This window comes from Pseudomonas sp. UBT (assembly GCF_050915955.1).
In the GTDB taxonomy this organism is placed as follows: Bacteria; Pseudomonadota; Gammaproteobacteria; order Pseudomonadales; family Pseudomonadaceae; genus Aquipseudomonas; species Aquipseudomonas antarctica_A.
On sequence record NZ_CP168082.1, the window covers coordinates 12227 to 38105 of the forward strand.

24 protein-coding genes and 1 pseudogene are annotated in these 25879 nt (G+C 62.1%); 14 read left to right on the top strand and 11 right to left on the bottom strand.

The features are described from left to right. The first annotated feature begins 197 nt into the window (after positions 1-197). The 3 genes from ACDZ94_RS27025 to ACDZ94_RS27035 all read left to right on the top strand — a co-directional run bounded on the left by ACDZ94_RS27025 (position 198) and on the right by ACDZ94_RS27035 (position 3497). Entirely contained in the window at positions 198-938 is a 741-nt protein-coding gene (locus ACDZ94_RS27025) for a response regulator (RefSeq protein WP_407017179.1), read from the top strand. After that, the gene (locus tag ACDZ94_RS27030) at positions 935-2239 is read left to right on the top strand and encodes an ATP-binding protein (RefSeq protein WP_262667569.1); all 1305 of its coding nucleotides are present in this window, start codon (positions 935-937) and stop codon (positions 2237-2239) included. The genes ACDZ94_RS27025 and ACDZ94_RS27030 overlap by 4 nt, the downstream gene beginning before the upstream one ends. A gap of 175 nt (positions 2240-2414) precedes the next feature. After that, complete coding sequence (locus ACDZ94_RS27035; protein WP_064451880.1) at positions 2415-3497, top strand: LLM class flavin-dependent oxidoreductase; 1083 nt, start codon at positions 2415-2417, stop codon at positions 3495-3497. A 1294-nt stretch (positions 3498-4791) separates the two neighbouring features. Here ACDZ94_RS27035 and ACDZ94_RS27040 read toward each other — a convergent pair. Further along, positions 4792-5586 (bottom strand): class II aldolase/adducin family protein, encoded by a 795-nt coding sequence (locus tag ACDZ94_RS27040; RefSeq protein WP_221294451.1) that lies wholly within the window; start codon positions 5584-5586, stop codon positions 4792-4794. A gap of 116 nt (positions 5587-5702) precedes the next feature. Continuing rightward, entirely contained in the window at positions 5703-6608 is a 906-nt protein-coding gene (locus ACDZ94_RS27045) for a LysR family transcriptional regulator (protein WP_432751903.1), read from the bottom strand. A gap of 211 nt (positions 6609-6819) precedes the next feature. Here ACDZ94_RS27045 and ACDZ94_RS27050 point away from each other — a divergent pair, with 211 nt between their 5' ends. The 6 genes from ACDZ94_RS27050 to ACDZ94_RS27075 all read left to right on the top strand — a co-directional run bounded on the left by ACDZ94_RS27050 (position 6820) and on the right by ACDZ94_RS27075 (position 13699). Next, positions 6820-7431 (top strand): cysteine dioxygenase, encoded by a 612-nt coding sequence (locus ACDZ94_RS27050; RefSeq protein ID WP_064451877.1) that lies wholly within the window; start codon positions 6820-6822, stop codon positions 7429-7431. After that, the gene (locus tag ACDZ94_RS27055; protein ID WP_128590373.1) at positions 7428-9011 is read left to right on the top strand and encodes a rhodanese homology domain-containing protein; all 1584 of its coding nucleotides are present in this window, start codon (positions 7428-7430) and stop codon (positions 9009-9011) included. The genes ACDZ94_RS27050 and ACDZ94_RS27055 overlap by 4 nt, the downstream gene beginning before the upstream one ends. A 114-nt stretch (positions 9012-9125) precedes the next feature. Then, a complete protein-coding gene (locus tag ACDZ94_RS27060; RefSeq protein ID WP_432751904.1) occupies positions 9126-10100 on the top strand; it encodes an ABC transporter substrate-binding protein in 975 nt (324 codons plus the stop codon). Between the two features lie 12 nt (positions 10101-10112). After that, positions 10113-11468 carry an LLM class flavin-dependent oxidoreductase gene (locus tag ACDZ94_RS27065; RefSeq protein WP_432751905.1) on the top strand — a complete coding sequence of 452 codons (1356 nt, stop codon included), beginning with the start codon at positions 10113-10115 and terminating at the stop codon, positions 11466-11468. 106 nt (positions 11469-11574) lie between these two features. Further along, positions 11575-12738 (top strand): acyl-CoA dehydrogenase family protein, encoded by a 1164-nt coding sequence (locus tag ACDZ94_RS27070; RefSeq protein WP_432751906.1) that lies wholly within the window; start codon positions 11575-11577, stop codon positions 12736-12738. Positions 12739-12751: 13 nt separating this feature from the next. Further along, positions 12752-13699: a D-isomer specific 2-hydroxyacid dehydrogenase family protein gene (locus tag ACDZ94_RS27075; RefSeq protein WP_432751907.1), complete on the top strand. Its 948-nt coding sequence runs from the start codon at positions 12752-12754 to the stop codon at positions 13697-13699. A gap of 132 nt (positions 13700-13831) precedes the next feature. On the opposite strand, the gene ACDZ94_RS27080 is transcribed toward ACDZ94_RS27075, so the two are convergent. Next, positions 13832-14719 carry a LysR family transcriptional regulator gene (locus ACDZ94_RS27080; protein WP_128590379.1) on the bottom strand — a complete coding sequence of 296 codons (888 nt, stop codon included), beginning with the start codon at positions 14717-14719 and terminating at the stop codon, positions 13832-13834. 198 nt (positions 14720-14917) lie between these two features. Next, positions 14918-15292: an isochorismatase family protein gene (locus tag ACDZ94_RS27085; RefSeq protein ID WP_221294445.1), complete on the bottom strand. Its 375-nt coding sequence runs from the start codon at positions 15290-15292 to the stop codon at positions 14918-14920. Between the two features lie 78 nt (positions 15293-15370). Here ACDZ94_RS27085 and ACDZ94_RS27090 point away from each other — a divergent pair. Both ACDZ94_RS27090 and ACDZ94_RS27095 read left to right on the top strand, forming a co-directional pair. Beyond that, positions 15371-15889 (top strand): annotated as a pseudogene (locus ACDZ94_RS27090) (pirin family protein); the annotation flags it as partial. A 144-nt stretch (positions 15890-16033) separates the two neighbouring features. Then, positions 16034-16459 carry a hypothetical protein gene (locus ACDZ94_RS27095; RefSeq protein WP_221294444.1) on the top strand — a complete coding sequence of 142 codons (426 nt, stop codon included), beginning with the start codon at positions 16034-16036 and terminating at the stop codon, positions 16457-16459. A 61-nt stretch (positions 16460-16520) separates the two neighbouring features. Here ACDZ94_RS27095 and ACDZ94_RS27100 read toward each other — a convergent pair whose 3' ends face one another. Next, positions 16521-17519 carry a quinone oxidoreductase family protein gene (locus ACDZ94_RS27100; RefSeq protein WP_064451868.1) on the bottom strand — a complete coding sequence of 333 codons (999 nt, stop codon included), beginning with the start codon at positions 17517-17519 and terminating at the stop codon, positions 16521-16523. Between the two features lie 101 nt (positions 17520-17620). Here ACDZ94_RS27100 and ACDZ94_RS27105 point away from each other — a divergent pair, with 101 nt between their 5' ends. Next, entirely contained in the window at positions 17621-18484 is an 864-nt protein-coding gene (locus ACDZ94_RS27105; RefSeq protein ID WP_432751908.1) for a LysR family transcriptional regulator, read from the top strand. Between the two features lies 1 nt (position 18485). On the opposite strand, the gene ACDZ94_RS27110 is transcribed toward ACDZ94_RS27105, so the two are convergent. Continuing rightward, entirely contained in the window at positions 18486-19445 is a 960-nt protein-coding gene (locus tag ACDZ94_RS27110) for a GlxA family transcriptional regulator (RefSeq protein WP_432751909.1), read from the bottom strand. 107 nt (positions 19446-19552) lie between these two features. Here ACDZ94_RS27110 and ACDZ94_RS27115 point away from each other — a divergent pair, with 107 nt between their 5' ends. Beyond that, entirely contained in the window at positions 19553-20095 is a 543-nt protein-coding gene (locus ACDZ94_RS27115) for an acyl-CoA thioesterase (protein WP_064451866.1), read from the top strand. A 2-nt stretch (positions 20096-20097) separates the two neighbouring features. Here the strand turns inward: ACDZ94_RS27115 and ACDZ94_RS27120 are convergent, their stop codons facing one another. Next, positions 20098-20502, bottom strand: coding sequence for a (R)-mandelonitrile lyase (locus ACDZ94_RS27120; RefSeq protein ID WP_432751910.1), 405 nt, complete (start codon positions 20500-20502; stop codon positions 20098-20100). 171 nt (positions 20503-20673) lie between these two features. On the opposite strand from ACDZ94_RS27120, the gene ACDZ94_RS27125 reads away from it, so the two are divergent. Then, positions 20674-21567 (top strand): LysR family transcriptional regulator, encoded by an 894-nt coding sequence (locus ACDZ94_RS27125; RefSeq protein WP_432751911.1) that lies wholly within the window; start codon positions 20674-20676, stop codon positions 21565-21567. A 17-nt stretch (positions 21568-21584) separates the two neighbouring features. Here ACDZ94_RS27125 and ACDZ94_RS27130 read toward each other — a convergent pair whose 3' ends face one another. Genes ACDZ94_RS27130 through ACDZ94_RS27145 form a run of 4 tightly spaced genes read right to left on the bottom strand, consistent with a single transcriptional unit; the run spans position 21585 to position 25764 of the window. Next, positions 21585-22373 (bottom strand): ABC transporter ATP-binding protein, encoded by a 789-nt coding sequence (locus ACDZ94_RS27130; RefSeq protein ID WP_432751912.1) that lies wholly within the window; start codon positions 22371-22373, stop codon positions 21585-21587. Then, complete coding sequence (locus ACDZ94_RS27135) at positions 22367-23356, bottom strand: ABC transporter permease (protein ID WP_432751913.1); 990 nt, start codon at positions 23354-23356, stop codon at positions 22367-22369. Before ACDZ94_RS27135 ends, ACDZ94_RS27130 begins: the two co-directional genes overlap by 7 nt. Next, the gene (locus tag ACDZ94_RS27140) at positions 23343-24410 is read right to left on the bottom strand and encodes an ABC transporter substrate-binding protein (protein ID WP_432751914.1); all 1068 of its coding nucleotides are present in this window, start codon (positions 24408-24410) and stop codon (positions 23343-23345) included. The genes ACDZ94_RS27135 and ACDZ94_RS27140 overlap by 14 nt, the downstream gene beginning before the upstream one ends. A gap of 22 nt (positions 24411-24432) precedes the next feature. Next, positions 24433-25764: an LLM class flavin-dependent oxidoreductase gene (locus ACDZ94_RS27145; protein WP_432751915.1), complete on the bottom strand. Its 1332-nt coding sequence runs from the start codon at positions 25762-25764 to the stop codon at positions 24433-24435. Positions 25765-25879 lie beyond the last annotated feature (115 nt).

A 25879-nucleotide genomic window follows, 5' to 3' on the forward strand; every position in this document is an offset into this window, starting at 1 on the left:
TTAAAAACGCGTAATAAATACCTTTTTAGAATTAGCTTAGGCGCTGGGGTGAACGATCCCCGCACGCGTGCCTGTCGGTTTTTTTGCATCGCCGTGTATCTCGTTATAGCCAGATACACTGCAATACAAAGGGCACAAGGCAAAGCCGGCGCCGATGGCTAGACTGCGGCTCATGAGCATTTAACGAGGAAGGCAGCATGGATCATGTCGATCACATCCTGATCGTCGATGACGACCGGGAGATCCGCGAACTTTTGGGTAATTACCTGAAGAAAAACGGCATGCGCACCACCGTGGTTGCTGACGGCCGCCAGATGCGCAGCTTCCTCGACACCACCCCGGTTGACCTGATCGTGCTCGACATCATGATGCCCGGCGACGACGGCTTGCAGTTGTGCCGCGAGCTGCGGGTGGGCAAGCACAAGGCTACGCCGGTGCTGATGCTCACCGCGCGTAACGATGAAACCGATCGCATCATCGGCCTGGAAATGGGCGCCGATGATTACCTGGTCAAACCCTTCGCCGCCCGTGAATTGCTGGCGCGGATCAACGCAGTGTTACGCCGCACGCGCATGCTGCCGCCGAACCTGGTGGTGAGTGAGAGCGGGCGACTGATTCGTTTTGGGCGCTGGCGCCTGGACACGACTGCCCGCCACCTGCTCGACGAAGACGACACCCTGGTGGCCCTGAGCGGCGCGGAATACCGCCTGTTGCGGGTGTTTCTCGACCATCCGCAGCGCGTGCTCAACCGCGACCAATTGCTCAACCTGACCCAGGGCCGCGACGCCGATTTGTTCGACCGCTCCATTGACCTGTTGGTCAGCCGTCTGCGCCAACGCCTGCTGGATGATGCCCGCGAACCGGCCTATATCAAGACCGTACGCAGCGAAGGGTATGTGTTCTCCCTGGCCGTGGAAGTCCTCGGGGCCACGCAATGAAATGGCGGTTCGGCTGGCCGCGCACCCTGGCGTCGCAGTTGTCGCTGATCTTCCTGATCAGCCTGGTGTGTGCCAATGGTTTGTCCTTCAGCGCGCAGTTCTACGAACGCTATATCAGCGCGCGCACGGCCATGCTGGGCAACCTGGAGAACGATGTCTCCACCTCGGTGGCCATCCTCGACCGACTGCCCGCCAACGAGCGCGCCAGTTGGTTGCCGCGTATCGACCGGCAGAACTACCGCTACCTGCTCAATGCCGGCGAGGCCGGTGAGCCGATGAACAGCGATGACGTGCCGATGGCCGCCACCTCGATTTCACAGGCGCTGGGTGAGCAGTACGCGTTGACCTTGCGCGACATTCCCGGCATGCAGAAACACTTCCAGGTGCACCTGACCCTGGCCGATGGCAACCCGATTACCCTCGATGTGCGCCCCGCCGCCTTGCCCGTCGCCTATTGGTTGCCCGTGGTGCTGGTGCTGCAACTGGTGCTGTTGCTCGGCTGTACCTGGTTTGCCGTGCGCCTGGCCATCCGCCCGCTGACTCGCCTGGCACGCGCCGTCGAAACCCTTGACCCCAACGCACACCCCACGCCTCTGGACGAGAAAGGCCCAGCCGAGGTTGCGCATGCGGCGATAGCGTTCAATGCCATGCAAACGCGCATCGCCGAATACCTCAAGGAACGCATGCAGATCCTTGCGGCGATTTCCCACGACCTGCAAACACCGATTACCCGCATGAAACTGCGCGCCGAGTTTATGCAAGACTCCGCCGATCGCGACAAGCTGTGGAGCGACCTGGGCGAAATGGAGCACCTGGTGCGTGAAGGAGTGGCCTACGCCCGCAGCGTCCACGGTGCCACCGAGGCCAGTCACCGCATTGATCTGGACGCCTTTCTCGACAGCCTGGTGTTTGATTACCAGGACATGAACAAGCCTGTCAGCCTCACCGGCAAAAGCGCCCTCGTCCTCGACACCCGCCCCCATGCACTGCGCCGCGTGCTGGTGAACCTGCTGGACAATGCCCTGAAATTCGCCGGCAGCGCGGAACTGGAAGTCGGCTCGACCGCGTCCGGGCAGTTGTCCATCACCGTGTCAGACCGTGGGCCTGGCATTGCCGAAGATGAATTGGTGCAGGTGATGCAGCCCTTTTACCGGGTGGAGAGCTCACGCAATCGAGGCACAGGCGGCACCGGGTTGGGGCTGGCGATCGCGCAGCAGTTGGCGGTGGCGATGGGCGGCTCGCTGACCTTGAGTAACCGAGTAGGCGGCGGATTGTGTGCGGAGGTTCGGTTGCGTCTTTAGTGCGGCCTTTAATGCACATTGCTGATAACTAAAATAGAAAATGATTCAGTATTTTAATAATTAGGTTAGAACCAACAGGCATTTTACAGACCCGCCCGCTGCCCTTACTTTTGACCCGAGTGACCGACCCCACGCCCGGAGGAGGTGTCAATCCCGTCATTAGCAAGGACAGACCATGAGCATTGAATTCATCGGCTATATCGGTGGTCACCACGCCTCCGAGATCCACCCGCGCAGCGGCCCTACCCTGCAACCGGACTACGTCGAAAGCGTGGCCCGCGCCCACGAAGCCGCAGGGTTCGACCGCGCCCTGGTGGCCTTCCACTCCAACAGCCCGGACAGCACGCTGATCGCCGCACATGCCGCCAGCGTGACCCAAAAACTGCAATTCCTGATCGCCCATCGCCCAGGCTTTACCCAGCCCACGCTGGCTGCACGCCAATTCGCCACGCTGGACGTATTCAATGGTGGGCGAACCGCCGTGCACATCATTACCGGTGGCGACGACCGTGAACTGCGCGCCGATGGCAGCCATATCGGCAAGGACGAACGCTACGCGCGCACCGACGAATACCTCAGTGTGGTGCGCCAGGAATGGACCAGCGAACAGCCCTTCGATTTCGACGGCACCTACTATCAGGTAGAGGGCGCGCACTCGACGGTGAAATCGCCGCAGCAGCCGCATATTCCTGTGTATTTCGGTGGTTCCTCCAAGGCCGCCATTGAGGTCGCGGGCAAGCATGCCGACGTGTATGCGCTGTGGGGTGAAACCTACGAGCAGGTACGCGAAACCGTGACCCAGGTGCGTGCGGAAGCGGCCAGGCACGGGCGTACAATTCGCTTCAGCTTGTCGTTGCGACCGATCCTCGCCGAAACCGAGGAGCTGGCATGGGCGCGGGCCGAGACGATCTTGCAACAGGCGACCGCACTGGCCGAAAAGAATGGTTTTGTGCGCCGTGAACCGCCGAATGAAGGCTCGCGTCGGTTGCTGGCAGCAGCGGCGCAGGGCTCGCGGCTGGATAAGCGTTTGTGGACCGGGATTGCCGGGTTGCTCGGCGCGCAGGGCAATTCCACTTCGCTGGTAGGCACCGCCGAACAAGTCGCTGAAGCGTTGTTGGATTACTACGACTTGGGCATCACCACCTTCCTGATCCGTGGATTCGACCCGCTCAATGATGCGATCGACTATGGCAAACAGCTGATCCCGCTGACCCGCCAGTGGGTCGCAGAGCGCGAGCAGGCCAAACAGGTCGCTTAAGCCCCCCAAAAAACCCAGTGTGGGAGCGGGCTTGCCCGCGATGACGGTGGATCAGTGGATATTTCCGTTGACTGACACTCCGCATTCGCGAGCAAGCCCGCTCCCACATTTTGCCCTGCGTTTTACCCAAGCAAGCGTGCCAGTTCTTCTGCGCAATAGTCACCAAACCATTGCCTCGCCTTGGTCAACGACGCACTGCCCGGGTGGATGGCGCAGTTGGCAGGCGGTGATGTCATATCGCTGCGCATGCCCGATTCGATGCGCGCCTGAGCCGTGCACAACCCTGATTGGCAACACAGATCTACTGTGGGAGCGGGCTTGCTCGCGATGGCGGTGCATCCGCCAACACTTCTGGCAACGAACACCCCGCCGCCTGAGCCGCCTCTTTGCCAGGCACCCAAAAATGTCATGTGTGCGGGCTTGCTCGCGAGTGCGGCAGGCCAGTCAGCATGTGTATGACTGATCCACCGCCATCGCAGGCAAGCCAGCTCCCACATTTGCCCTGCGTTTTACCCAAGCAAGCGTGCCAGTTCTTCTGCGCAAGTCGCCAATCAATTGCCTGGCCTCGGTCAACGACGCACTGCCCGGGTGGGTGGCGCTGCGCATGCCCGATTCGATGCGCGCCTGAGCCGCGCACAATCCTGATTGGCAACACAGACCTACTGTGGGAGCGGGCTTGCCCGCGAAAGCGGTGGATCAGTCGATATTTCCGTTGACTGACACTGCGCATTCGCGAGCAAGCCCGCTCCCACATTTGCCCTGCGTTTTACCCAAGCAAGCGTGCCAGTTCTTCTGCGCAAGTCGCCAATCCATTGCCTGGCCTCGGTCAACGACGCACTGCCCGGGTGGGTGGCGCTGCGCATGCCCGATTCGATGCGCGCCTGAGCCGCGCACAATCCTGATTGGCAACACAGACCTACTGTGGGAGCGGGCTTGCCCGCGAAAGCGGTGGATCAGTCGATATTTCCGTTGACTGACACTGCGCATTCGCGAGCAAGCCCGCTCCCACATTTGCCCTGCGTTTTACCCAAGCAAGCGTGCCAGTTCTTCTGCGCAAGTCGCCAATCCATTGCCTGGCCTCGGTCAACGACACACTGCCAGGGTGGGTGGCGCTGCGCATGCCCGATTCGATTCGCGCCTGAGCCGCGCACAACCCTGATTGGCAACACAGGCCTACTGTGGGAGCGGGCTTGCTCGCGAAAGCGGTGGATCAGCCGATATTTCTGTTGACTGACACTGCGCCTTCGCGAGCAAGCCCGCTCCCACATTTTTTAGTAATTCAGTGATTTCAAATTCAGTTTTTGTAATCGGTATCGGTGCGTTCCAATTGCCGAATCAACGCATTCCAATGCCGTGCCACGCCCGGCCCTTCGCCATTGCTGAATACCTTGGCCTGCTCTTCCACCTTGGCCACCACCTCTGCCGGCGGGAAGATCAACTCAGCATTGCCGCCCGCCTGCGCCGCAATCTGGATAGTGCACGCGCGCTCCAACCCTTGCAGCTGCTGGAACGCATGCTCCACGCTGACGCCAGCCGTCAACAGCCCATGGTTACGCAAGATCATCACACTCTTGTCACCCAAATCCGCCACCAGCCGCTCACGCTCATCCAGGTCCAGGGCCACCCCCTCATAGCCGTGATAGGCCACTCGCCCGGAGAACGCGATGGAATGTTGGGAGATCGGCAACAGGCCGTCTTTTTGCGCCGACACCGCAATACCGTCACGGGTGTGGGTGTGCAGCACCGCTTGCAGGTCGTGGCGGGCACCGTGAATGGCGCTATGGATCACATAACCGGCGTAATTGATGCCCAGGCCGGTCGGGTCATCGACCAGGGTGCCGTCGAGGTCGACCTTGACCAGGTTGGAGGCGCTGATTTCATCGAATAAAAGCCCGAAGGCGTTGATCAGGAAATGCTCCTGCGGCCCCGGCACACGGGCGGAAAAGTGCGTGTAGATGTGGTCGGTCCACTTGTACAACGCCGCCAGTCGATAGGCCGCGGCCAGTTTGACGCGCACCTCCCACTCTTCTGGCGTGACGCGCTGGCGAACGTTGCTGGAAACGCTGGAGATCGGGGTGACGCTGCTCATGGCAAAACTTCCTGGATAGCCTTAAGGACTTCCAGTCAGCCTATGGGATGGCAAAAAATAATAAAAAGCACATTTTAATCTAAGCTAATTATTATTTTTTTTCATAACCATAATGCTCAGGCCGCGTCCCGCAGCTTGTGCAACGACGCCGCCACCCACTGGCCAAACGCATCCACCGGGCCTTGCAGGTTGCCCAGGAAGTGCGGGTAGATCAGCCACAAATCCAGCACCGGTTTGAAGTCCTTGAGCGGCATCACCGCCAGTTGCTCGCGATGGGCGCTGCGCTCCAACAGCGGGCGTGGCACCAGGCCCAATCCCAGGCCGTCAGCCACAAGCCCCAATTGCAGCTCGGTGCCAAAGGTTTCCAGGTTCACCCGCAATGCCAAACCTTGATCGGACAGCGTGCGCTGCAAACCGGCACGGAAACCGCAGCCATCCGGGTTGAGAATCCAGCCATTCTGGTACACGTCCGCCAACTTGCACGGCTTCTTCGGTAACTGTGCCTTGGCGCACACCACCACCAGCTCCATCTTGCCGATGGACTCGCCAACAATGTTGTCCGGGAATATCTTGCCGGCCGGGAATAAGGCCGCCGCCGCATCCAGCTCGCCGCGCTCGATCTTGCCCACCAACTGGCTGCCCCAGCCGGTGGCGACTTGGGCGCGCAGGTCCGGGTATTCGGTACGCAGCTGCTTGAGCGCATCCAGCAGCACCACATCGCCGATGGTTTGCGGCACGCCCAGGCGCAGCACGCCGGTGGGCGGCGCGTCCGTGGCCACCAGTTCACGCAGTGCGTCCATCTCACGCAGGATCAGGCGGCATTGCTCATAGACCCGGGTGCCAATCAGCGTAGGCTTCAGAGGCTTGGTATTGCGGTCGAACAGCTCCACACCCAGCGCCTGCTCGAAGTTCTGCACACGGCGGGTGATGGCCGGCTGGGTCAGCTGCAACGACTCGGCTGCGTGGCAGATGGACTGGCAACGAATCACTTCGACAAAGGCATCGATATCGTCAATTTTCATTTGGGCCGCACATAGAGAACAGTCATTAAGATGTGTGCGAAGCATAGTTGCCGCAACGCTGCCTGGATAGTCCATGCTGGGATCGATAACGTCTAACGCTATTCAGACCGGTTCTAAATTACCTAAAGCTATAAGCTAATCATTAAAAAATAGCATATTAAATATAAACATTATGCTTATATAAAACCATCAACAGCACGATGGAATTGCCATGACCCAGGCCCCGCACCCCGAGAGACTCAGAGCCTTTATAGGCGCCCTGGCGGAATTGATCGACGGCAATCCACGCGAAGGCGACCTGCTGCACCGTGGCGGCAAGTTACTGGCGCAACTGGTCAGCCACGATGACTGGCTGCCCGACGAATACGCCCAACCCGATCCGCAGCGCTACCAGCAATTTTTGCTGCATGCCGATTCCCGCCAGCGTTTCAGCATCGTCAGCTTTGTGTGGGGGCCGGGGCAAAGCACACCGATTCATGACCATCGGGTGTGGGGGCTGATTGGCATGTTGCGTGGCGCGGAGTTTTCCCAGGGTTTCGAACGCGCGCCTGACGGCAGCCTGGTGGCCGAAGGCAAGCCTGTTCACTTGGTGCCGGGCCAGGTCGAGGCTGTGTCGCCCAAGGTGGGGGATATTCATCAGGTCAGCAATGCACACAGCGACCAGGTGTCCATCAGCATCCATGTGTACGGCGCCAACATCGGTGCGGTGCGCCGCGCGGTGTACCAGCCCGACGGCAGCGAGAAACTGTTTATCTCCGGTTATTCCAACGCCTACCTCCCGAACATCTGGGATGTGTCCAAAGAAAAGAGTCCTGCCCTATGACCACCGTATCGACCCGCAGCTTTGCCCAGATTCGCCAGGCCTTGTTGGACCGTGAGGAAGTCGCTCTGGTCGACGTGCGCGAAGAAGCGCCGTTTGCCGAGTCTCACCCGCTGTTCGCAGCAAACATCCCGCTGTCCAAGCTGGAACTGGAGGTGTATTCGCGCATTCCACGCCGTGATACGCAGGTCACCGTCTACGACAACGGCGAGGGGCTGGCGCAGCGTGCCGTTGAGCGCCTGGTTGCGCTGGGCTACACCCAGGTCAGCCAGTTGGAAGGTGGGCTAGACGGTTGGCGCCGAGCCGGTGGTGAGCTGTTTATCGACGTCAACGTGCCAAGCAAGGCCTTTGGCGAACTGGTCGAAAGCGAACGGCATACACCGTCCCTGGCCGCTGAACAGGTGCAGGCCTTGCTCGACAGCCAGGCCGACGTGGTGGTGCTCGACGCGCGCCGTTTCGACGAATACCAGACCATGAGCATCCCCACCGGCATCAGCGTGCCGGGTGCCGAACTGGTGTTGCGCGCCCGAGAACTGGCGCCGGACCCGGCCACCCGTATCATCGTCAACTGCGCCGGGCGTACCCGCAGCATTATTGGCACCCAGTCACTGATCAATGCCGGCATTGCCAACCCGGTGTCGGCCTTGCGCAACGGCACCATCGGCTGGACCTTGGCCGGGCAGAAACTCGCCCATGGCCAGTCGCGCCGCTTTGCACCAACCTCCGAAGAACACCGCCGGATCGCCGCCCAGGACGCGCGTCGCGTTGCCGACAAGGCCCGCGTCGGCCGCGCCACGCTGGCAGATCTGCAACGCTGGCAGCAGGAACCGACCCGCACCACCTACCTGTTCGATGTGCGCACCCCGGAAGAATTCGAAGCCGGCCACTTGCCCGGCGCGCGCTCCACGCCGGGGGGCCAACTGGTCCAGGAAACCGACCACGTCGCCAGCGTGCGCGGTGCGCGACTGGTGCTGGCGGATGACGATGGCGTGCGGGCCAATATGTCGGCGTCCTGGCTGGCCCAGCTTGGCTGGGAAGTGCATGTGCTGGACGCTCTGCAACCGGCGCATTTCAGCGAACATGGCGCCTGGGTTGCCCCGGTTCCCGCGCCGCCCCAAGCCGAACTCATCAGCCCACACACCCTCGCTGACTGGCTGGGCCATGGCGACACGGTCGTGTTGGACTTCACCGCCAGCGCCAACTACGTGAAACGCCATATCCCGGGGGCCTGGTGGGCGCTGCGCGCGCAATTGCCCGAGGCCCTGGCCAAAGTGCCGGCTGCCCAGCGTTACGTGCTGACCTGCGGCAGCAGCCAACTGGCGCGCCTGGCGGTGCCCGAGGTCGAAGCCATTACCGGCAAACAGGTGTTCCTGCTGCAAGACGGCACGGCCGGCTGGATCAAGGCGCAACTGCCGCTGCAAGAAGGTGAAACCCACCTGGCCTCGCCGCGCATCGACCGTTACCGCCGCCCCTACGAAGGCACCGACAACCCCAAGGAAGCCATGCAGGCTTACCTGGATTGGGAGTTCGGCCTGGTCGACCAACTGGCCCGCGACGCCACCCACGGTTTCCATGTGATCTGACCCATCACCTGACCCTACAGCTGCACCGCGAGCGGTGCAGCGCCCCAGGACATCCGACCCCTTCTCCAGGCGGAGGTATCCGTACCCCTTTAACAAACGCCTGGAGTTTGTCCCATGCTGTTCACCACACCGTTCAAGCGCCTTCTGCTGGGCGCCGCCCTCGCCTTGGGCCTGGTCACCACCGCCCACGCCGCTGACCTGCAACCCCTGCGAGTGGCCAATCAGAAATCCACGATCAAGGCGCTGCTGGAAGCTTCCGGCGAAACCAAAAACGTCCCGTATGAAATCAAGTGGTCGGAGTTCCCGTCCGCCTCGCCGTTGGGCGAAGCCTTGAATGCCGGCGCCGTCGATATCGGTGCGTTGGGCGATGCACCGTATGTGTTCGCCCTGGGTGCAGGGGCATCGCTCAAGGTGGTCAGCATCATCCACGCCGAAGGGCGCAACACCACTGCGCTGTTGGTGCCCAAGGATTCACCGATCAAGACCGTGGCCGACCTCAAGGGTAAAAAAATCGTCACCGGGCGCGGCTCCGTCGGCCATTACCTGGCGATCAAGGCCCTGGCCAGCGCTGGCCTGACGACCCAGGATGTGCAGTTCATTTTCCTGCTGCCCAGCGAATCGCGCCTGGTACTGGATAACGGTACGGTCGACGCCTGGGCCACATGGGACCCCTACACCACCGTGGTCACCTCACAGAGCCAGGCCCGCGTGTTGATCAGTGGCAACCAGTTGCTGAGCAATCACCTGTACTTCGCCGCCACCCGCCAGGCCATCGCCGAAAAACGCACGCAACTGGATGACTTTGTCGCCCGCGTCGATCGCGCCTACGCATGGGCCAACGTGCACCCCGATGAGTACGCCGCCGCCCAGGCCAGGATCACCGGCCTGCCGTTAGCCGTGCACGTGGAGGTGGCCAAAGACACCCATCTGTCCCCCGTGCTGATCGACGACGCCGTCATCAGCGGCCTTCAAGCCACAGCCGACACCTATCAAAAAGAAGGCCTGCTGCCCAAGCACATCGACGTGTCGCAGGGCTTCGACAAGAGCTTTAACGCCGAGCGTGTCCCCAATTCCCAAGCATCGCGCTAAAAGGAGCAGCACATGAGCAAGCCAGGTCAATTGAAGCCACGCCATTTGAAACTGGGCGCCATGGTCCACGGTGTCGGTCACGGCTGGGGCGAATGGCGCCATCCGCAGGCGCAAGCCAATGCCAGTACTCACTTTGGCTTCTACAAACAGCAGACTGAATTGGCCGAAAGCGCCAAATTCGACTTCGTGTTTATCGCCGACAGCCTGCACATTCACGCCAAATCCAGCCCGCACTACCTCAACCGTTTCGAGCCGCTGACGATCCTCTCGGCCCTCGCCGCATTGACCACTCATATCGGCCTGGTGGCGACGGTGACGGTGAGCTACACCGAGCCTTACCAGGTGGCGCGCCAGTTTGCCTCCCTGGACCATATCAGCGGTGGCCGCGCCGGGTGGAACGTGGTGACCTCCTGGCTGAGCGGCACCGCCGATAACTTCGGCAAGGCCGAGCACCCGCCACACGCCGTGCGCTACCGTATCGCCAAGGAACACTTGAACGTGGTCCAGGGCCTGTGGGACTCCTGGGAAGACGACGCCTTTGCCTACGACAAACAGAGCGGCGAGTTTTTCACCCCGCACAAGCTGCATGCCCTGAATCACAAAGGTGAGTTTTTTTCGGTGAAGGGCCCGCTGAACATCGCCCGCTCGCGCCAGGGCCAGCCGGTGATTTTCCAGGCGGGCACCTCGGAAGATGGGCGTAACTTTGCCGCCGAAAATTCCGATGCGATTTTCGTGCACGTCGAGAACATTGAAGAGGCCAAGGCCTACAGCGCCGACTTGAAGCGCCGCGCCAAGGGCTTTGGCCGTGACGCCGACAGCCTGTCGATTTTGCCCGGCATCCGCCCGATTGTCGGGCGCGATGCAGCGGAGGTGGAACGCCGCTATCAGCAGGCCGTGGACCTGGTGACCGTAGAGGACGCCATTGTGGCGCTGGGCCGTCCCTTCAACGACCACGACTTCAGCCAATACCCGCTGGATGAACCGTTCCCGGAACTCGGCGACCTGGGCGCCAACAGTCAAAAAGGCGGCTCCGACCGCATCAAGCAATTGGCCAGGGACGAAGGCCTGACATTGCGCGAAGTGGCCCTGCGTTTTTCGCGGCCCAAACGCGATTTTGTCGGCACCCCGGAGCAAGTCGCCGATGCGATCCAGACCTGGTTTGAAGCCGGCGCCAGTGACGGCTTCATCATCAACTCGGTGCTGCCGGACGGCCTGCAGTTCTTCACCGAGTTGGTGGTGCCGGTGCTGCAACAGCGCGGGCTGTTTCGCACCGAGTACACCGGCCATACCTTGCGCGACAACCTCGGGCTGCACGTGCCGGCCAACCGTTACAGCGTGGCTGAAGCGCCCCTCAAGGCCCTGGCTTGAACGATGCGACTGGCTCCCGATAACGCTGTGTCAGGCAGCCCATTCATTGGCTGAACCACCGCTATCGCGAGCCAGCCCGCGCCCACATTTGACTGAGTACAGACTCATGACTCAACCGTCTTTACGCTCCGTGGAAGTCGCCAACTTCGAAGCCCTGCTCGAACGCCTCAGCGCTGAATTGGCCAGCAACGCGCTTTTGTATGATGAGAGCGGCGCCTTTCCCCATGACAATTTCAAGCGCTTGCATGAGCATGGATTGGTCGCCTTCACCGTGCCCAAAGCCCTGGGTGGAGGCGGCGCCAACCTGCCCCAGGCGCGCAAAGCCATCAGCGCGATTGCCAAGGGCGAACCCTCTACCGCACTGATCCTGGTGATGCAGTACCTGCAACACACACGCCTGCAAGACAGCAAAACCTGGCCCCGGCACCTGCGCGTGCACGTCGCCGAAGACGCGGTGCGCAACGGTGCGCTGATCAACGCCCTGCGCGTCGAACCCGACCTCGGCACCCCGGCCCGTGGCGGCCTGCCGGCGACCACGGCGGTGCGCACCGCCGAGGGTTGGCGCATCAGCGGGCGCAAAATCTACTCCACCGGCAGCCATGGGCTGAGCTGGTTCAGCGTGTGGGCGCGCAGTGACGACGCCGACCCGTTGGTCGGTGCCTGGCTGGTGCCCAAAAACAGCCCGGGTGTGAGCATCATCGACACCTGGGACCACCTGGGCATGCGGGCTACCTGCAGCCATGAAGTGGTGCTCGATAACGTGTTGGTGCCGCTGGACCACGCCGTCAGTGTGAGCCCCTGGAGCGCGCCGCAGCCGGAACTCGATGGCGATGCGTTCCTGTGGATGTCGGTGTTGCTGTCGTCGGTGTATGACGCCGTGGCCCAGGCTGCGCGGGACTGGCTGGTGAATTGGCTGGAGCAACGCAAGCCGTCCAATCTCGGCGCCGCGCTGTCGAGCTTGCCGCGTTTTCAGGAAACTGTCGGCCATATCGACACCCTGCTGTTTGCCAACCGCAGCCTGCTCGATGCAGCCGCCGAAGGTCACACGCCTGCCGCCAATGCCGCGCAGCTTAAATACCTGGTGACCGGCAATGCGATTCGCGCCGTGGAGCTGGCCATCGAAGCCTCGGGCAACCCTGGCCTGTCGCGCCACAGTCCGCTGCAACGGCACTACCGCGACGTGCTGTGCAGTCGCGTGCATACGCCACAGAACGACGCCGTGCTGCAAGGCGTCGGCAAAGCTGTCTTCGCCCAACGTGCCCCAATCTGAAGAAGGAACGCTCATGAGTCAGGTGATTATCGCCAGCCAACTGGACGAAGACTATAACGATGTGATTCGCGAACGCCTCGCCTCGATCCACCCGCAGGCCCAAGTGATCGGCGTGCCCGCCGGCGTACCGAGTGACCTGCCGCCCCAGGCCAATATCCTGCTGCTGCGCCCGATCAACGTGCGTGGTTACACCGCGCCGGACACCCCGCCGCCCGGCTGGCCCTATGGCGCGCAGTGGGTGCACCTGGTGTCATCGGGCATCGACTTTTATCCGCAATGGCTGTTCAACGGCCCGCCGGTCAGCACCTCCCGGGGCTGCGCCGCCGATAACCTCGCCGAGTTCGCCCTGGCGACGATCTTTGCCGCGTCCAAGCATTTGCCGGACATCTGGGTGAAGGACGCCCAGTGGCATTTCACCGCACTGCGCCCGCTCAAGGGCACCACCCTGGGCCTGCTCGGCTTTGGTGCCATCGGCGAAGCCCTCGCGCACAAGGCCCTGGCCCTTGGGATCAACGTGGTCGCACTGCGCCAACGCGCGGCGCCCATTGCGGTGGAAGGCGTCGAAACCGCACGAGATATCCACGACCTGTTCGCCCGCGCAGACCACCTGGTGCTGGCCGCGCCACTCACCGAGGCCACGCGGCATATCGTTAACCGTGATGTGCTGGGCAGCGCCAAGCCGGGGTTGCACCTTATCAACATTGCGCGTGGTGGTCTGCTGGATCAGGCGGCGTTGCTGGAAGCGTTGGACAACGGCCAGATCGGCTTGGCCTCGCTGGACGTGACCGAACCGGAACCGTTGCCGGACGGGCACCCGCTGTATACCCATCCGCGTGTGCGCTTGTCGCCCCATACCTCAGCCATTTCGACTAACAGCAAGCAGGAAATTGCCGATACGTTCCTGGCCAATCTGGAGCGTTATGTAGGCGGTTCGACGCTGGCCAACCGGGTCGATCGCTAAGCCGAACGCCTACAAAAATGTGGGAGCGGGCTTGCTCGCGAAAGCGGCGTATCAGCCAAACCCTATGTTGACTGAGCCGATGCTTTCGCGGGCAAGCCCGCTCCCACAGTGGTCATGTGTTGTGTCAGTGACTCAGCAGCCGCCAGCCAGGCGTTCGCGTAGAAACTCCACCAGTGCCTGCACCGGCCTTGAGCTTTGCCGGTGCTGCGGGTAAACCGCAGACAAGGTCAGCGCTTCGGGGGTGAAGTCTTCCAAGACCGTGACCAGACGCCCATCCTGCAAGGCATCGGCGACGATAAACGTCGGCAGATACGTGACGCCCAACCCGGCAATGGCCGTGTCGCGCAGCAGCTCGCCGTTATTGACGCGCATCCGCCCGCTGACATTCACCGACTGCACCTTGCCCTTGGTCAGGAATCGCCATTGCACCTGGCGGCCATGGCCGTAAGGCAGGCAGTCGTGGTCGCCCAAGTCTTCGGGTTTGAGCGGCGTGCCGCGCTGGGCCAGGTACTCGGGACTGGCGCAATACACCCGTTCGACACTGCCGATGCGCCGCGCGATCAAGGTGGAGTCTTCCAGCGTGCCAATTCGCAGCACCAAGTCATAGCCCTCGCCGATCAGGTCCACGGGGCGGTCGCTCAGGTCGACTTCCACCGACACGTGCGGGTGGCGTTGCAGGAACATCGGTAACAGACAGCCAAGATGAGCCATGGCAAACGACAACGGCGCGCTGAGGCGAAGGGTGCCGCGCGGCTCGCTGTTCTGGCCGGCGATGCCCTGCTCCACCTGCTCGACTTCACCGAGCAGGCGCAAGGCGGACTCGTAATAACTCTGGCCCAGCGGCGTCACGTCCAGACGACGCGTGGAACGGTTGAGCAGCCGCACACCGAGGCGGTCTTCCAGCTGGATCAGACGGCGGCTGACAAACTGCTTGGACAGGCCCAGTTGCTCGGCGGCGGCGGTGAAACTGCCGGACTCCATGACCTGGCAAAACAGGCGCATGTCTTCGAAGGGGTTCATTGTCGCTTCTCGGTGGACATTTTGCGGTTTTATAGCCTGTCGGTAGCCACACCACAAACCCAATGTGGGAACACAATCAAATGTGGGAGGGGGCTTGCTCCCGAAAGCAGTGTGTCAGCCACAGACGAGGTGACTGAAATACCGCTTTCGGGAGCAAGCCCCCTCCCACAGGGTTTTACCTGAATGCCTGAGGGCCGGTTACTTGGCGGTAAACGCCGAGTAGCTGTTCATCAGGTTGCGGTAGTTGGGAATACGCGGCGACAGCAGGTTGGCCAGGCCTTCCATGTCGTTGCGCCAGTCGATCTGCAACTCGCAGGCCACCGAGAACCAGTTCACCAGGTGCGCACCCGCCGCGCTCATGCGTGCCCACGACGCGCGTTGCACGGCTTCGTTGAACGTACCGGAGGCGTCAGTCACCACGAACACTTCGAAGCCTTCAGCCAGCGCGGCCAGGGTCAGCACGTTGTTCTTGAATTCGTTGGGCGAGAAATCCTGCACCAGCGAGATCAGGCCGGTCTGGTGGTCCACCAATAGCACCACGGCGTCGTCTTTGTTCAAGCGTTTGTAAGTCATCGGGTAGCTCCTTTGGGGGTTGAGAGTCAGAAGGCAAAACACGAGGAGCCAAACGCGCCCCAGAAACACTGGAAGTCGCTCGAAGGCGCCCTGGAACACAAGGACACCCTGGGCACCGGCTCGGTGATTCGCCCTGGCGATGTGCAACTGATGAGCGCCGGCAGCGGCGTGGCCCACAGCGAGTTCAACCACAGCCAGAGCCTGGGCGTGCACTTTCTGCAAATCTGGATCGTGCCGAATGTGGCCGGCGCCGAACCGCGCTATCAACAGGAACACTTCAGCGCGACGCAGAAACGTGGACGCTTGCAGTTGATCATCTCGCCGGATGGCGCCGAGGGCTCGCTCACTGTTCGCCAGGATGCGCGGGTGTATGCCGGGCTGTTCAAGGGCGACGAAGCCGCGACCCTGGACCTGCCGCCGGATCGCCATGTGTACGTGCATGTGGCCCGGGGCAGCTTAGAAATCAACGGCCAGCGCCTGCAGGAAGGCGACGGCGCCCGCGTGCGGGACGAACGCCAGATCCGCCTGAGCCAGGGCGACGATGCCGAGGTGCTGGTGTTTGACCTGCGCCCTCAGGAACTGCCGCAGATGCCATGACCGTGTCCACGATGGCCCGCAAAACGGGCCATCGCTGGCGTCGATAGTCACCATCAGCGCAATGAAGTTCTCTTAAAAAATCCAACGCGTAACATCAAACCCATGCCAAACGGCAACTCACTAAAACACTCGGAGCACACCACCATGAAACGCCAACTCTTGCTTAGCCTCGCTTTCTCGGTACTCGCTGCAAACGCTTTTGCTCATCCGGTTGTCGCTGAAGGCGGCGCGGATCGCCTGCAAGGTAACCACGTAGCAGAAGGCGGTTCTGATCGTCTGCTGGAGCGTCGTGTCGCCGAAGGTGGTGCTGATCGCTTGCAGGAACGTGGTCTGGCTGAAGGCGGTGCTGACCGTCTGCAGGAACGTGGTCTGGCTGAAGGCGGTGCTGATCGTCTGCAGGAACGCGGCCTGGCCGAAGGTGGCGCGGATCGTCTGCAAGAACGTGGCCTGGCTGAAGGTGGCGCGGATCGTCTGCAAGAACGTGGCCTGGCCGAAGGCGGCGCGGACCGTCTGCAGGAACGTGGCCTGGCTGAAGGCGGTGCGGATCGCCTGCGCGGCAACAACGCATAACCCCGCACTGTTTGCGGGGCACCCCAAACCGGCCTGATCAGCCGGTTTTTTTCGTCCCCGATTAATGCAGGTTGTGGTCCACCCACAATACTGCCTTGCCGATCTGTTGCCGTGCCTCGATGCGTTCATGCACCTGCTGCACCGTCTCCAGGGTGTAATGCCCCTCGATCGCCACTGTCAGCGCCCCCTCCAGCATGGCCGCAAATACCGCATTGGCGCGCCGTTGCACGGTCGCCCCATCGGCCATATGGTCGGCCAGCCGCGGTCGCGTCAAAAACAACGAGCCCGCCTCCCCCAGCTCAATCGGGTCAAGGTCGGTCAGCGAGCCCGAGACGTTGCCGTAGTTGACGATCAAACCGCGCGTGCGACAGGCCCGAAAACTTTCACGCAAGGTATTTTTGCCCAGCGAATCGAAGACCACGTCCACCCCTCGCCCGCCAGTGGCGTGCAGGACCTGGTCGGCAAATCCATCATACGTCCAGGCCTGATGGGCGCCGCGCTGCCGGGCAATCGCGCATTTCTCGGCGGTGCTGCCGGTGGTGAACACCGTCGCCCCCAACCGACGCGCCATTTGCACCAGCAATTGCCCGATGCTGCCGGACGCCGCGTGAATCAGGCAGGTACTGCCTGCTTGCAAACGCGCCACCTCGTCAATCAGGTAGTGCGCCGTGCAGCCCTGAAACATCGCCGCAGCGGCCTGATCGAAGGGAATGGCGCCGGGAATCTGCGCGACTTTGTCGGCCGGCACATTGGCGTACTCGGCATACGCGCCCCAGGCAATGCACCAGGCCACGCGATCGCCCACGGCCAGATGGCTCACGCCGGGGCCGACTTCCACCACGACACCGGCGCCCTCCATGCCCAAGGTGCACGGCAGGCGCACCGGGTAAGTGGCGGAGCTTGCGTATTTGCCTTGGCGCGTATGAATGTCCATGAAATTGATTCCGGCGCAGGCCACTTTGACCAGCACATGCCCGGCTGTGACCTGGGGTTTTGCAACGTCGTGGCGAAGGTGGGCGACTTCGGGACCGCCATAGGCTTGCAGGGTGATGGCTTTCATGGGGAACAACTCCGTTTGCACTGGGAAGCGTCCATGGTAAAAGGACATGATCGGCTGGAATATTCCCCAATCTCTCCCAGCCTCTGTGCGGAAATAACCCGATGTTCGATTGGCAGGATCTGTATTACTTCACCGTATTGGCCCGCACCCAGTCGCTGTCGGCGGCCGCCCGCGAGTTGCAGGTGGAACACGCCACCGTCGGGCGCCGCGTCGATGCGTTGGAAAAAGCCCTGGGCGTGAAACTGGTGGACCGCCTGCCCCGCAGTCGCCCACTCACGGCCCAAGGCCTGGCACTGGCCGAATTGGCGGCAGGCATGGGCGAGATGGCCACCGAAGTGCTGCGCCTGTCGCGCGTCGCCTCTATCGAACTGGCCGGCACCGTACGGGTGAGTTGCCCGCCGTCCATCGCCAACCATTGCATCGCGCCTCACGTGGCGCGGTTGCGCGCCCAGTACCCGCAGTTGAACTTGGTGCTGATACCCTCCACGCAACTGGCCGCGCTGGACAAGGGCGAAGCCGATATTGCCTTGCGCACGGTGCGCCCCGACGAAGACGCACTGGTGCGCCGCAAGGTCGGCGTGGTGCGTTTTGGGCTCTATAGCGCGCCTGAATTCAACCAGCTACCTGCCGCGCAGTGGACCTTCGTCGCCTACGACAGCAGCCGTGACCACCTGCCCCAACAAGCGTGGCTGCACCAACTGCGCGGCCAACGCCCGATCGTGTTTGCCGCCAGCGACCTGATCACCCAGCAAATGGCCGCCCGCGCGCACGTCGGCGCCGTGGTGCTGCCCAACCTGGTGGGCGATCACGACCCGCTGCTGACCCGACTGCCCACGGCCACCGACGGCCCGGTGCGCGATATCTGGCTCACGGTGTACCCCGATATCCGTCGTTCGCCGTCGGTGAAAGTGGTGATGGAGTTTCTAGTGGAGTGCGTTGAAAGCCAGGCACAGTTACGTCGCTGAATCAGCCCGAAACTGCCAGGAATTTCTTGCGATACGCTGCCGGCAGCATCCCCACGCGCTGCTGGAACAGGCGGCGAAACGAGTTACTGTCTTCATACCCGACCGCGTAGGTGATGCTGTCGAGGGTCATGCGCGTCGATTCCAGCATCTGCTTGGCGCGCTCCAGACGCAGGGTTTGCACATAGGCGATGGGCGTATAGCCGGTCGCCTCCTTGAAACGCCGCTTGAAATTGCGCACGCCAAAGCCAAAACGCCGGGCCACGTCGTCAATCACCAGCGCCTGGGCAAAGTGCTGTTCCAGCCAGCGCTGCACCCGCAGGATCTCGCCGTCGCCGTGGCTCTTGGGCAACGACCACACCGCATACACCGACTGCTCGGTGCGCACGTTGTCGATCAGCAGGTATTTGCCACAAGTCTGCGCCAGCTCCGGTGAGCCGAAGCGGCGGATCAGGTGCAGCATCAAATCCATCGCTGCACTGGCACCACCGCAGGTGATCACGCGATTTTCTTCGCAGAGGATCTGCGCGTCATCCAGGACCACATCCGTGTAACGCCGTCGGAAAAACTCGGCAAACGCCCAGTGGGTGGTGGCGCGCAGGCCTTGCAGCAGACCGGTCTCCGCGAGCAAGAAAGCCGCCGTGCACATCGACGCCAACACGGCCCCTTGGGCATGCTGTTCACGCAGCCAGGGGCCGTAGGCAGAAAAAGTCGGCAAAGCATCTTTGAGGGTAAAGAGGAAGCCGGGGATAAGGATCAGGTCGGTCTGGCGCACCTGCGCAGTCGCGCACGCCACCTGCAAACGCTGCCCGCCCCAGGCATCCACGGCCTGGCCGTCGAGTGAGGCGACCACGATCTCGAACGGCGGGCGGTCGGCAAACAGGTTGGCGGCACTGAGCATTTCCAGGGCCAGGGTCGCACTGGCGGCGGAGCATTGATCGGCCAGGAGCAAGGTAATGTGCATAAAAGAGCCCGCGTGCGTTTTTCGCATGAAATAAGTCATTTGCGCACCTACCTTAGCCGATCTCGCGCCCGTAAAGTGCCGCCACTGATCAACTGCCTGGCGCTTTTATGAATCTCTGGTTTCGCTTGCTGTTCATGTTGTCCCGCCGCCCCTGGCGCAAGCCCGCCCATGGCTTGGCAACCACCGTGGTGCGCATGCGAGTGTGGCCGCTGGACCTGGATATCAACCGGCATGTCACCAATGGCCGGTACTTCTCCCTGGCGGACGTCGCGCGGATGGATTTTGTACTGCGCACCGGCGCGTTTCGCGTGGCCCTGCGCAACAAGGCGTTGCCGATCGTAGGCGATACCTGGGGCAAGTTTCGCCGCGAGTTGAAGCTGTTCGAAGTGTTCGAGGTGCACACCCGCATGCTCGGCTGGGACCACAAATGGAGCCTGATGGAGCACCGTTTTGTCAGCAAGGGTCGGGTGGTGGGCGTGGTGGTGATGCGCGGGCTGTTTAAATCAGCCAAGGGCACCCTGCCCCCGGCAGATTTTCTGCGGGAGCTGGGCTTGGCCGAGGCATCACCGCCTATGCCACAGTGGCTGAGCGACTGGGCGCAGAGTTGTGATGATATGAGTGTGCAGTTGCGCGAAGAGGAGCAGGTTTGAGGTCACGGCGCTGACGCGTACTGCCCTTCACTGACCGGCTCCAACCAGTCCACCACCTTGCCGTCCAGCACCTCGGCAATCGCGATATGGGTCATGGCCGTGCTCGGCGTAGCGCCGTGCCAATGCTTGACGCCGGGGGCAATCCACACCGTGTCGCCGGGGCGGATGGCACGTACCGGCTGGCCCCATTCCTGCACCAGCCCGGCGCCGGCGGTGACGATCAATGTCTGCCCCAAGGGGTGGGTATGCCAGGCGGTGCGTGCGCCCGGTTCGAAGGTGACGGTGGCGCCACTGACGCGTGCGGCATCGGTGCCTTTGAAGGGCGCATCCACGCGCACGGTGCCGGTGAACCAGTCGGCAGGGCCTTGGGCTGAGGGTTGCGAGCCATTGGGGGTGATGGTGAGCATGGGGGTCTCCTGTGCGCTGGATTCTTGAGCGAGCAATGACAGCGAGAGCGCTGCGGCAGCGAATGTTTTCAACGGTCGTTCTCCGATTGAAGGGCTGGATTCAATCTAACAGCACCCTATTGAGATAATTAGCCGCTAGAATCTGAAAATACTTATGAGAGCTGCTCATCAATGCTCAAAGAAAATGCCAATGACCTGCTCGCCTTCCTGGCTGTTGCGCGCGAGCGCAGCTTTACCAAGGCGGCAGCGAAACTTGGCGTGTCGCAGTCGGCACTGAGCCATACGATCCGCGCGCTGGAAGCGCGTTTGGGGCTGCGCTTGCTCACACGCACCACACGCAGCGTGTCGCCCACCGAGGCCGGGCAACACCTGATCGACACCGTCGGGCCGCACTTCGATGAAATCCAGATTGGCCTGGAAGGCCTGAGCAATTTGCGCGACACGCCCTCGGGCACGATCCGCATCAACGCCATGGACCATGCGCTGGAGCACATCCTCTGGCCGGTGCTCAAACCTTTCCTGGCCCAATACCCTGACATCGCTATCGAAGTCTGCTGCGACTACGGTTTCGTCGATATTGCCGCCCAGGGTTTCGACGCCGGCGTGCGCCTGGGGGAGGACGTGGCCGAAGGCATGATCGCCACTCGTATCGGCCCGGACATGCGCATGCTCGTCGTCGGTTCACCCCGCTATTTTGCCGACCATCCCCTTCCGACGACGCCACGCGACCTCACGGCCCACGCGTGCAACAACCTGCGCCTGCCCACCAACGGTGGCCTGTACGCCTGGGAATTCAAAAAGGCCGGGGAAAGCCTGAACGTGCGGGTGTCAGGCCAAGTGACCTTCAATGGTGTGTACCAACTGCTCAAGGCCGCCGTGGACGGGTTTGGCCTGAGCTACATTCCTCAGGACATCGTGGCGCCTTACTTGGCGGATGGCCGCTTGATCGCCGTGCTGGACGACTGGTGCGCCCCCTTTGCCGGTTTTCACCTGTACTACCCAAGCCGGCGACAGGCTTCGCCGGCGTTTGCGTTGCTGGTGGAAGCGCTGCGTTATCGCGGCTGAAGAACACGCGCTCATGACTACCAGCTCTCTCCCAAACCCAGCAAGCCCAGTATCTGCCGGCGCAGGCCCACCAGATAAGGGTCATCGCGGTGTCGAGGGTAAGGTCGATCAATGCTCAACTGCGCCTGAACCTGCGCCGGGCGGTCACTGAACACAATCACGCGGTTGGCCAGCAGCAAGGCCTCCTCCACATCATGGGTCACCAACAACGCGGTATAGCCTTGGCGCTGCCACAGGTTGATGAGTTCCTTTTGCATGGTGATGCGAGTCAATGAATCGAGTTTGCCCAAGGGCTCGTCGAGGATCAGCAATCGCGGCTGATTGACCAACGCCCGCGCCAACGCCACCCGCTGCGCCATGCCACCAGAAAGCTGCCGAGGGTACGCGCGGGCAAACGCGCTAAGGCCGACTTTTTCCAACGCCTCATCCACCTTGAAAGCATGCGTCTTCAGCAAACCCTGGGCCTCCAGGCCAAGCGCCACGTTGTCCCACACGCGGCGCCACGGGTACAGGGTCGGGTCCTGGAAGACCACCACGCGGCTCGGGTCCGGGCCGAGAATGGGTTCGCCATCGGCCAACAACCTGCCGGCGTCAGCCGGTTCCAAACCGGCCACCAGGCGCAGCAAGGTGGATTTACCACAGCCCGAAGGCCCGAGCAGCGCCACACACTCGCCCGGTGCTACGTCCAGCGAAACCCGCTCCAGCACCGGTAGAGGGTGCCCGTCCAGGGCAAAGCCGTGACTCAGATTTTCTATCCGCAACGCCAACCCCGTCGACGCCGATGCCGCGTGTGCCAGGGCTACCATTTCATTGCTCCTTTCTGCCAGGCCAGCAAACGGTCGCGTACCAGGAACAACCCGGTGATCAACCCCGAACACGCCAGCGCCATGATCAACAATGCCGCGTACATATTCGCGTACGCCGCCCACCCCTGTGCCCATTGCAGGTACCAGCCGATGCCGGATTTCACCCCCATCATTTCCGCCACTACCAAGGTCGAGAATGAGGCGCCCAGGCCCATGAACAGGCCGACAAACACATGGGGCAACGCGGCGGGAATCGCCACCTTGAAAACCAGGAAAGCGTGCTTGGCACCCAGGGTACGCGCCACGTCGTAGTAGGCTTTATCCACACTCGCCACGCCGGACCAGGTCAGCACCGTGACCGGAAACCAGGTGGCCAGGGCGATCAGGAATACGCTGGCGCTCCAACTGCTGGGGAACAGGAAAAAACACAGCGGCAACAAAGCCGTCGACGGCACCGGCCCAAGGATGCGCAACACCGGGTGCAGCCAGTAGCCGATCCGTGTGGACCAGCCGATGGCCACGCCCGCGACGAAGCCGGTAGCCGCCCCCAACGCTACGCCCGAGCCCAGCAGCAACGCCGAATGCAACAGGCTGTCGGCCAGGCGTGCGTAGTCTTCGATATACACCGCGAGCAACGCCTGCGGCGGCGCGAAAAATGGCACCGGCAGCAATGCCAGTTTGGCGGTGAGCAGTTCCCAGATGCCCAGCAACACCGGCAACGCAATCAGCCAGGGCGCGGCATTGCGCAACCGTCGGCCCAGTTTGGAAAAGTGCCGCCCCAACAGGCTCAACCCAATAAACAGTGCGGCCATACCGACGCACAGGTTGGCCAGCCCCTGAGTCATCGGCCAATGGCGCGTCGCGTTGGGCCCGTAGCTGATCAGCAGCGCCACTGCGCCCCAGGCACCCACCACGCCTGCGCCCTGCCACCAGACTTTGAATGCCAGAGGCGGGTTCAGGGTCGTCGTATCAACTGAAGACATCAGCGGTGATTTCCTTGGCGAACGCCACCGGGTCGGTGCTTTTGCTGATCACTTCCACGGTTTTCAGGTCGGTGACGTAGGTGGTGATTTCCTGGGTCAGCGCCGCGCCAACCGCATGGTGGCCGTGGGTATGGTCATGCAGAATCGCCTGCACTTCTTCGGTGGAGGTGTTCAGCGCATAGGCCTGGAAGCCCTTGGCGACTTCTTCCGGGTGCTGCACGGAATAGTCATGGGCTTCCAGAATGGCCTGGGTCAGCGCCGCGACCACGCGCTTGTCTTCGCGCACCAACTTGCCGGTGACGCCCACCACGCAGCAGCTGAGGTTGGCGTATTCCTCCACCAGGTTGGTGGACAATTCACGCGCCACGCCGGACTTGATCAGGCGGTACATGAATGGGTCACTGCCGCTGACCGCCTGCACTTCCCCGCGCTCCAGGGCCGTGCCCAACAGGTCAGCCGGGTACAGGCGCCACTCGACATCGCGCACCGGGTCGACACCGTGTTTTTTCAGCAGGATCGAGAAGAAATTACGATCCGGGCTGGCCATGTCGGTCACGCCGATGGCCTTGCCCTTGAGGTCTTCCAGCTTGGTCACGCCGCCGTTCACCGCACTGAGCAGCCGCAGGCAACCGCCGTGGGTGCCGGCGGTGAGTTTCACATCAAAGCCCTGCTCCAGGGCCTTGAGCCAACGCAGTGCCATGCCCACGCCCGCATCGGCCTTGCCGGTGGCGATGGCTTCGAGCAGCACTTCGGTGGAGTTGCCGAAGTTGACGAGTTCAACGTCGAGGTTGTGCTTCTTGAAGAACCCCTGGCCGTGGGCAATCACCACCGGGGCCAGGCATACAGCATTGAGGTTGACCGCCAGCTTGAGTGAGCGCGGCGCGTCAAGACGGATAAAGTCGCCAGTACCGGCGGGCTCCTGTGGGGTGTTGTGCCCCGCATGTTCGTCGGCTGCCAAGCCCAGGCGTGGCAGCGACAGCAGCAAGGGACTGGCCAGGGTGATGCCGGCAAGGCCCAGGAGCCGGCGGCGGGTTAAGTGATCAAAAGCAGCCATGCGAAATATCCCTTTAAAAAATTCAGTTGTTGAGATCGGCCAGCCCCAAATGGTCGCGCAGCGTCGAGCCTTCGTACGCCGTGCGGAACACCCCCTTGCGCTGCAAATGCGGAATCACACTCTCGACAAACTCGCTGAACGAGCCCGGCAAGTAACCCGGTGAAATCACAAACCCGTCGCAGCCTCCCTGCTCGAACAGCTCGGCCAATTGGTCGGCGATCTGCGCCCCGGTGCCCACCAGTTGCGGCACGCGCACACTGCTGGCAAAGATGCGGCCGAGTTGTTCCAGGGTGATTTCGGGCCCCTGCATCAGCAGCTTTTCGGCGGCCGCCGCAGGGATCAATGGCGACCGGGCCACTTCGGCCAGCGTGGCGTTCAGCGGGAATGGCGACAGGTCCACATTCAGCTGCGAAGCCAGTGTCACCAGGCCCAACTCAGGCCGCGCCAGGGCGTTGTGCTTGTCGCGTTTGGCCCGGGCTTCGGCTTCGCTGCCGCCAATAAACGGCATCACCGCCGTCAGCACTTTGCAACTGTCGGCGTCGCGGCCTTGTTGCACCACGTGGGCGCGCACGTCATCGCGGAAGGCGCGCATGGCCGCCAGGTGCGGGTGAATGGTGAAAATTGCCTCGGCCCAGCGCGCGCCAAACCGCCGACCGCGCCCGGAAGAACCCGCCTGGATCAGCACCGGTCGACCCTGGGGCGTGCGTGGAATATTCAGCGGGCCTTCCACCTTGAACCAGTCGCCTTGATGCTGCACCGACTGGATCAGCGCAGGGTCGGCGAGCACGCCACTTTCGCGGTCCAGCTTGAGCGCGCCCTTGCCCCAGCTGTTCCAGAGTTTCAGCGCGACCTCGACAAATTCATCGGCGCGGTCATAGCGCAGGTCGTGTTCCAGGTGCTTGTCCTTGCCGAACAGGCGCCCTTCACTGTCGTTCATCGAGGTCACGATATTCCACGCCGCGCGACCCTTGGACAGGTGGTCGAGCGTGGCGAATTCGCGGGCGATATGCGCGGGTTCGTAATAGGTCGTGGAGCGGGTCGCGCCCAGGCCCAGTTTGGTGGTCTGGCCTACCAGGTAGGAGAGGATCGGCAATGGGTCGAGGCGCGTAGCGTCCTGGGCGCCGTAGCGCAAGGCGAATTCGCGCGAGCCGCCCATCTGGTCGCCCACGGCCAGGCGATCAGCGAAAAACAGGAAGTCGAACAGGCCTTCTTCTACCACTTTGGCGATGCGTGAATAGTATTGCGGGTCGAGGTAATTGCCGACGGTTTCGGGGTGGCGCCACACGGCGTGGCTGTGCACCACGGGACCGCTCAACAGGAAGGCCGATAAGTGGATTTGGCGGCGTTTTGTCATGGGGAGCCTTAGCAGCGAGACGTAAAATATTCAGGCCTAAAACTTATATTAATAATCACCTATTATGAAAGAACGATATAATTCTATGGTTATGCCCGATTCATCGAAACCTTGA